Genomic DNA, 490 nt, shown 5'->3' with positions numbered 1-490 from the left:
GGTGAAAAAAACCGGCTGTGACCGTCAGCTTTGCAGCAAAGCCGGGGAGCCGGTAGACGTGGCGACCGGCGACTTCCTACAGGTCTGGCCGGTGCTGGCGTTGCCGGGGGTATTGCCGCTGACCCTGAACCGGACTTACCGCTCCACCGCCGCCCTGGCCGGGCTGTTCGGCCCCAAATGGGCCGACGACTGGTCGCAGCACCTGCGCCGCGACGGCGAGGAAACCCATTTCACCGACGGCGAGGGGGTGATTTATACCTTCCATACCCCGGCGGAAAACGTCTTCTCGGTCAACCTGCATGCCGGCCATTACCTGCTGTACGGGCAACGCGACGGCGAGCTGCGCCTGTTTAACCGCCGCGCCCAGCAGATACTGAGCTTTGCCGAGGTCCAGGGGGATAAACGCCGCCTGTCCCTGATAGAGGACCGCAACGGCAACCAGACCGTCTTTCATTACGATGAACACCACCGCCTGACCCGCCTGGTCCAT

Annotated in this window: 1 protein-coding gene; it reads left to right on the top strand. The window is 63.7% G+C overall.

Annotation, left to right across the window (positions count from 1 at the left end; all coding sequences use genetic code 11):
* Position 1: 1 nt before the first annotated feature.
* Positions 2-490, top strand: a 489-nt coding sequence (locus tag ACGF49_RS24810) for a DUF6531 domain-containing protein (RefSeq protein WP_387493403.1), incomplete at its 3' end; no start/stop codon positions are given.

It is taken from the genome of Photorhabdus sp. RM96S, assembly GCF_042879335.1.
Taxonomy (GTDB): domain Bacteria; phylum Pseudomonadota; class Gammaproteobacteria; order Enterobacterales; family Enterobacteriaceae; genus Photorhabdus; species Photorhabdus kayaii.
Note: the sequence above shows the minus strand (reverse complement) of the source record. Positions and strands in the feature narration are given on the sequence as shown.